At 54.9% G+C, this 7,087-nt stretch carries 5 protein-coding genes; 3 read left to right on the top strand and 2 right to left on the bottom strand.

Annotated features, from left to right (window positions below; translation table 11 throughout):
* Nucleotides 1-171: 171 nt before the first annotated feature.
* A complete protein-coding gene (locus ACFQ2I_RS14120) occupies nt 172-528 on the top strand; it encodes a DUF4097 family beta strand repeat-containing protein (protein ID WP_377565043.1) in 357 nt (118 codons plus the stop codon).
* On the opposite strand, the gene ACFQ2I_RS14115 is transcribed toward ACFQ2I_RS14120, so the two are convergent.
* Together ACFQ2I_RS14115 and ACFQ2I_RS14110 are read right to left on the bottom strand one after the other, a co-directional pair.
* A complete protein-coding gene (locus tag ACFQ2I_RS14115; RefSeq protein WP_377565042.1) occupies nt 506-2,074 on the bottom strand; it encodes a histidine kinase N-terminal 7TM domain-containing diguanylate cyclase in 1,569 nt (522 codons plus the stop codon). The genes ACFQ2I_RS14120 and ACFQ2I_RS14115 overlap by 23 nt on opposite strands.
* A gap of 207 nt (nt 2,075-2,281) precedes the next feature.
* Nucleotides 2,282-2,725: a CBS domain-containing protein gene (locus tag ACFQ2I_RS14110; RefSeq protein WP_377565041.1), complete on the bottom strand. Its 444-nt coding sequence runs from the start codon at nt 2,723-2,725 to the stop codon at nt 2,282-2,284.
* Nucleotides 2,726-3,093: 368 nt separating this feature from the next.
* On the opposite strand from ACFQ2I_RS14110, the gene ACFQ2I_RS14105 reads away from it, so the two are divergent.
* Complete coding sequence (locus ACFQ2I_RS14105; protein WP_377565040.1) at nt 3,094-5,319, top strand: EAL domain-containing protein; 2,226 nt, start codon at nt 3,094-3,096, stop codon at nt 5,317-5,319.
* A 24-nt stretch (nt 5,320-5,343) separates the two neighbouring features.
* Entirely contained in the window at nt 5,344-6,987 is a 1,644-nt protein-coding gene (locus ACFQ2I_RS14100; RefSeq protein ID WP_377565039.1) for a thiamine pyrophosphate-binding protein, read from the top strand.
* The last annotated feature ends 100 nt before the right edge of the window (nt 6,988-7,087 follow it).

Genomic DNA, 7,087 nt, shown 5'->3' with positions numbered 1-7,087 from the left:
GTGATGTTATTGTGCGAATCCCGTCACAAATGGAAGGTGATGCTGATGTGCGTATCGCTGTTGCTCAGAAGCGAATCGGTGTTGTCCTAACAGCGAAATAATCAGCTGCCCGACAAGCTGTACGAGGAGCTGCGCATCCGGAACAATCTCGGGCAGATTATAGCGACGGATGTGCAGGCAGGCAGTCTGCTCATCGATGTGGATGTAGGCGAGATCAAGCTGCGGAACGTATCGGCCGATATGGAGCTGACATCCCGTATGGGGGAGATATCGGTCGAGAATGCCGACTTCCCGAACAAGCTGATCGCCAGTGCGGAAGTGGGCAGCATCCGCATCGGTCTGAAGGAAGAGCCGGAGAGCGCCCGGCTGGACTTGCGAAGCGAGCTTGGCCAGGCGGATGACAGTCTCCGGAATGTGGATTATGAAGTGAAGACGGGCAGCGAGAAGGTCGGCCAGATCGGGAACGGCGACAAGCAGCTGCAAGCCAGCGTGAAGGTAGGCGACATCAAGGTTGACGCCACTGGCTAACCTTATTCCGTCCCGCTCGCTTGGCCTCATATAGCGCGGCGTCGGCATGGCGCAGCAGCTGCTCGATCGATTCGCAGTCCGGGCTAAGCGCCGCTACGCCGAAGCTGGCTGTGACGCTGAGGGGGCCGTCCGGCGCCTGGAAGGATTCCGCTGCTAGCGACGCCCGCAGCCCCTCTACATAGGCAGCCGCATCGCCCAGTTCCATCTCCGGCAAGAGCAGCACGAATTCCTCGCCGCCGTAGCGGGCCAGCAGCATGTCGCCGGTGACGAAGCGCCGGCTTACGGAGACGACATGCTGAATGACACGATCGCCGGTCTCATGCCCGTACGTATCGTTCACTTCCTTGAAGCAGTCGATATCGAACAGCACGACGGAAGCCGCCATCCCGCGAGTCCGGTGTCTCTGGAGCAGCCCTCTGGCGCGGAGGATGAATTGCGTGCGATTGAAGATGCCGGTCAGTCCGTCGTAATAGGCCTGCACCTTCAGCTTCTCCTGCAGCTGCTTAAGCTCGGTAATGTCGATGAACATGAGCAGCTTCCCGACAGTGTCGCCGCTGCGATTGCGAATGGCGGAGTAGCGGACCTGGTAGTAATGACAAGCGCCTGTACGCGCATCCGGACGCTTCATCTCCTGCATGCCCTCCGAGCCGTTCGGCCGAGCCCCCGGCAATGGTCCCTTCAAGCCGATGAGGTCCTGCCACAGCTCGGCCATCGGCTTGCCGATGGCGATCTGCCACTGGCCGGGGAACATTGTGCGCACCGCTGCGTTGTAGTCAATCAACCGGTCCTTCAGATCCAGGACGATGACGCCCTCACGCATGCTCTCGACGATATGCTCCTTCGCAATGGGGGAGATCGTCATAAGTCCGGTGGAACGCATCGCCCATATATACAGCGCTGTCGTCAACGATAATACGAACGGAATAAGATCCATACCGTAAGGGGTCTTGCCGATGACATACAAGAAGGTCGTGACGATCGGAATGAGCTGTCCGCCCAGCAACGCGACAAGCTGTCCCTTATACGTTCTCTTCGTCCCCCGCCATTGCTTCAGCAGCAAGACGATGCCGACGAGCAGGCAGCTGAAGGTGTAAGCGCCATGCACGATATACCAGTAGCTGTATTGCACATCGACAAGCGGCGTGTAGGCGCCGGGCCGGAAGTAGACGGACTTGTAGAAGAGATGGTGCCAATCGTTCGTCGCGACAAGCAGCAAGGTGACAGTGGGAATGAGGAATAACAAGTACAGGGCTGCGCGCGGGGGCGTCCGGCTCGTATATTGCAGCACGAGCAGCAGACCGACTACCGGTGTATAGGCAATGCCGATATATTCGACTGTGATCCAGCGCTTGATGACCTCCAGATTATCCCCGGACAGCTCGAAGGCGAAGGCGAAGATGTAGATGCCTTGCAGGATCGTGATCGCGACAAGGGTACGGGCCGCTACAAGCTCATGACGCTTCGCATAGGCGTACAAGCCCAGCAAGAAGTTAAGCGATCCGGAGGCGGTTACAAGTGTGAGATATACGGTAAGTGGAGTATCCATCGGCTGTGTCCTCATTGAGTGTGAATGGGTGATGCGAGTGTCGAATGGTGAATGAATATGTCGGTATATCTATGTTAGCATAAGCGGCCTGGAAGGCATAGATGGGTAGGCAAGGTGGACGTCGCAATGAAGAAGAGACCTGCAGCGGAGGCTGCAGGTCTCTTCTTCATTCAAATGCGAAAGCCGGCGATGCCGCAGGGATTGCCCTTAGTGCAAGTGCTGCTGATCGTGATGCTCGGATATCTCGCTCAACGCTTGTCCCGCATTCTGTTCCGTCGTGTTGCCCAGCGCCAGATCGCCTAGCGCGATGACGCCGACGAGATGGCCGTTCTCCACCACCGGCAGACGGCGAATCTGATGCTGCGCCATAATGGCCGCTGCCTCCTCCGCATCGGTATCCGGCGATGTGGAGATGAGGTGGTCACTCATCACTTCACTGATCGCCGAAGAGCCGGGGCGCTTCTGCGCATAGCCGCGCACGACCAGATCGCGGTCGGTGACGGCTCCGATCAACGAGCTTCCGTTACCTTGATCGACGACCGGCACGAAGCCGATATCGTTCTCCGCCATGATGACGGCCGCTTCGTAGATGTTGTCCTGAAGCGTCACCGTTTTGCAATCTTCCGACATCAATTCACGTACTTGCTTCATGAGCTTCTCCTTTCGACTGCTTCCAAGATAATTGCGGGAACGAGCCGTTCCCATCTTGCATAGCTTGATCCAATCAAGCAAAATTTATCCATCATCATCCACAACCTCGTCCATCGTTCGTCATAAGACGATGAAAGTGACGAATATATGCGAATAATCGCCTAATTCATGCATATTCTTGTTGATCGTTATACTTTAGTGAAGTAAAATAGACAATGTAAAAGCGGTTATTCATAACGTCAGCCAGAACGACTACATAGGATAGTCTGCTCGCTGGCTTTTTTCGTTTCATTGCGAGCGATTGCGTGACGATCACTTAGACCGCTTGGGATTTCACCATTTTGTGAAAGTCGGAAGTGAGGCGCAGGATGAATATCGAGATACTTATACAGAATTCGAAAGAAAGATGTAACAGGTTAGGCATAAATCCGCGTGCTGTACCGGACTTCTCAAACGTCTTGACGAACGAAGAATTAGAACGCAAGAGGGAAGAGTACGACGAGATTCTGTCGGTCATTCATTTCTTCGTGAACAAGATGCTGGAATTGATGAAGGGACTGCCGCTGCTGATCCTGATATCTGATGAGAAGGGCTGCATTCTGGAGATGGCCGGCGACGAGGCGATCAAGAATATTGTGAACCAGTCCGGCATTAGGGAAGGTCTGCAATTCATTGAGGAGGAAGCTGGGACCAATAGTATAAATCTGGCATTGGAACATTGTCTGCCGATACAACTCATCGGCGGCGATCACTTCTATCATTTTCTTGAGAACAGCGCTTGCTATTCCGTTCCGTTCCAATATACGGACGTCAGCGACTTGCTGGGAACGATTACGGTCATGACGACGATCGATCAGCATAATCCGTTCCTGTTGGCGATGCTGTGTACGGTCGTGGATTCCATCGAGCGGGAGCTGATGTTGAAGAAGCAGAACAAGCGGCTTCACATCCTGAATCAGATCGTGATCGAGACGACGAGGAACGGCATTATTATTACTGATCGGGACGGCAATATTACCGAATATAACGAGTTCGCAGAATACATTACCGATCTGAAGAAGCAGGACGTGCTGAACAGGTCCATCGTGGAGTTGAAGGTCAGCCAATATATCGGAGAGGTGCTCCACAACGGCATGGTCTACGAGGATATGGAGCTGAGCATCAAGCCCAAGGGACAGGACGAGAAGGTCGTGTGCCTGTTCGACGCTTTTCCTATCTATGATGAGAATGGGGATATTATGGGGGCATTCGCCCAATTCCGGGACATCACGGAGCGCTCCAAGGTTGAGAAGCGGATTAATTATCTAGCCTATCATGACGAACTGACCGGACTGCCTAACCGAAGATACTTCACGCAACATCTGGGCAAGCTGCTGGAATCGTCTAAGAACGGTAATAGCCTGTTCGCCGTCATGTTCCTCGATCTGGACAGCTTCAAGAAGATTAACGACAACTTGGGTCATAACAACGGTGATACGTTGCTGAAGCATGTAGCAGACCGACTAAGGGACTGCACCAGGGCGACCAAGCATATCGTATCGAGAATGGGAGGCGATGAGTTCACCATACTGCTTAGAGACATTAAAAATCAGGAGGAGGCTGTTCAGGTCGCAAAAGATGTGATGGGCGTCTTCGACGTCCCGTTCGTTGTCGAGGAGTATGAGTTCTATATAACGGCCAGTATTGGAATTGCCCTCTACCCGCAAGACGGGTCGGATGCGGAGACGTTGATGAAGCATGCCGATATGGCCATGTATCTGGCGAAGGATTCCGGGAAGAACAATTACGAGCTGTACAAGGCGGAGAAGTCCGGCATGGGCATGGAGCAGCTGACGCTGGAGAATTCCATTCGCCGCGCGCTGCATCATAACGAATTCATCTTGTACTATCAGCCGCAGATTGATGTGGAGACAGGCGAGATGATCGGTGTGGAAGCGCTGCTGCGCTGGAATCATCCGACGCTCGGACTCGTTCCCCCAGGCAAGTTCATTCCGATCGCCGAAGAGACGGGCCTTATCGTCGCCATCGGAGAGTGGGTGCTCCGTACGGCATGCAAGCAGAATCAGGCGTGGATTGACGCGGGCTACAAGCCGATCAAGATATCTGTCAATCTGTCTACCAGGCAGTTCCTCAAGCGGGATCTGGTGGACAATCTGCAGCAGATTCTGCAGGAGACCGGCCTTGAACCGCGGCTGCTGGAGCTGGAGATTACGGAGTCCATGACGATGGATGTGGACTTCGCTATCGAGGTACTGGGAGAGCTGAAGAAGCTGGGTATCGGCATCTGCATCGACGATTTCGGCACAGGCTACAGCAATCTCTATTATATGAAGCTCTTCTCAATCGACAGGTTGAAGATTGATCAATCCTTCGTACGGGACATTATGACAGACTCCATCGACGCTGATATTGTTGCGACAATCGTCGCCATGGCTTATAACCTCGGGATTGACGTCATCGCCGAGGGCGTGGAGACGGAAGATCAGCTGAATTATCTGAAGCGACTCAGGTGCCGGGAGGTGCAGGGCTATTATTACTATCGCCCTATGCCTGCCGATGAATTGGCGCCGATGCTAGGCAGCAATGGGAGTTAATATTATGCGGACGGAGGAATAATGATGAAGAAAAAGATATACTCCATTATCGTAGATCATCTGAAGAGCTGGGGAGTGAAGCACGTGTTCGGCATTCCTGGCAAGTCTATCTCGCCACTTATGCTGGAGCTGGACAGCCAGGAAATTCAATATGTGCTGGGACGTCATGAGACGGGATGCGGTTATGAGGCATCCGGCTATGCGCTGGAGTCGGGCAATCTCGGCGTGGCGATAGGCACATCGGGGCCGGGCGGGACGAATCTGATCACAGCTGCCGGACAAGCGCGAGAGTTCCAGTTGCCCGTGCTGTTCATTACCGGGCAACCGTCGATGCAGGATACCGGTCGGGCGCTCAGTCAGGACTCCAGTCAATTCGGGACGGATCTGGTGAAGATGTTCGAACCGATCACACTGTTCAGCGCTCGCATCGAGCGCGGCGAACTGTTGCCGCTCTATCTCCGGCATGCGATGGAGAGAGCGTACGCTGGGGAGAAGGGGCCGGTTCATCTGTGCATTCCCTTCGATGTGCTGATGGAGGAGATCGAGGACTTCCATATTCCTCTTCCTGATTATGCGAGCACTCTCGTATCGGATCATCTGGAGCGGGCGGCTGATATGCTGGAGCAAGCGAAGCGCCCCGTGCTCTTCCTGGGCAAGGGAGCGATGATGGCGGACGCGCTGGAGGAAGTGCAGGTGCTAGCCGAGCACTGGCGAATTCCCGTCGTGACCGCGCCTGGCGGCAAGGCGGCCTTCCCGACGACGCATCCGCTCTACCTGGGCGGTTACGGCCTGGGTGGAACGAAGCAAGCGATGGACTACATGAAGTCGGGCATCGATCTCATGGTCGTCGTCGGCAGCAAGCTGTGCGACATGTCGCTGTCGGGCTTCACAGAGCAGATGGAGCCGGAGCGCGTGCTGCAATTCGAATATGCTCTCACCTTCGCCGGGAAGTCCGTTCAGGCGCCGACGGAGATTGTCCTCGGCGATATGAAGCGGAATCTGCAGGGCGTCATTGCCCTGGCGGGTGCGAGAAGGCGGGAAGAAGACTACCGGCCGCTGCCATTAGCGCCATTCCGGCCGGATACCGGAGATCATACATATCTGTCTGCTCACGACACATTCAAGGCGCTACGCGCCGCGCTGCCGGATGACGCCCTGCTGTTCGGCGATGCGGGCAGCCATTCCTTCTATGCGGTGAAGCATCTGGACATTGTGGAGGCGGGAACGTTCTACTTCGACGAAGTGTTCATCGCCATGGGAGCGGCGATCGGTTATTCCATCGGCGCCAAGCTGGCGAGTCCGGATCGCACGGTCGTCTGCATTACAGGCGACGGCTGCATGCTGATGCACGGCACGGAGATCTCGACGGCGGTCAATCATGGGGCAGGTGTCATCTTCTTCGTGCTGAACAACGGCCGTCTGGATATGGTAGAGAAGGGAATGTCCTACAATACAGGGCGCGCAGTTGGCGCCGTCTATGAGCGACCGCTCGATGTGTGCGGGTTCGCGGCGTCCATGGGCGCAGATGTATATTGCTGCCGGAACACTGCATCTATCGTAGAAGCGGTTCAGGCAGGCATGACGAGCGGACGTACGACGGTCGTGGAAGTGATGGTCGATCCGCAGGAGATTCCGCCCATTCTGACAAGATTGCTCAGTATGGAATAACGGACGTTATGAGAGTGATAGAGTAGAAGCGTAGATAGGTTGATAGACGACTAGAGCAATGAATAATAGCAAGCTGATCGATAGAGCAGTGAAGCAGAAG

It is taken from the genome of Paenibacillus chungangensis (assembly GCF_042675905.1).
GTDB classification, from domain to species: domain Bacteria; phylum Bacillota; class Bacilli; order Paenibacillales; family Paenibacillaceae; genus Pristimantibacillus; species Pristimantibacillus chungangensis.
The sequence above is the reverse complement of the archived record's forward strand: the minus strand, read 5'-3'. Positions and strand labels throughout refer to the sequence as shown.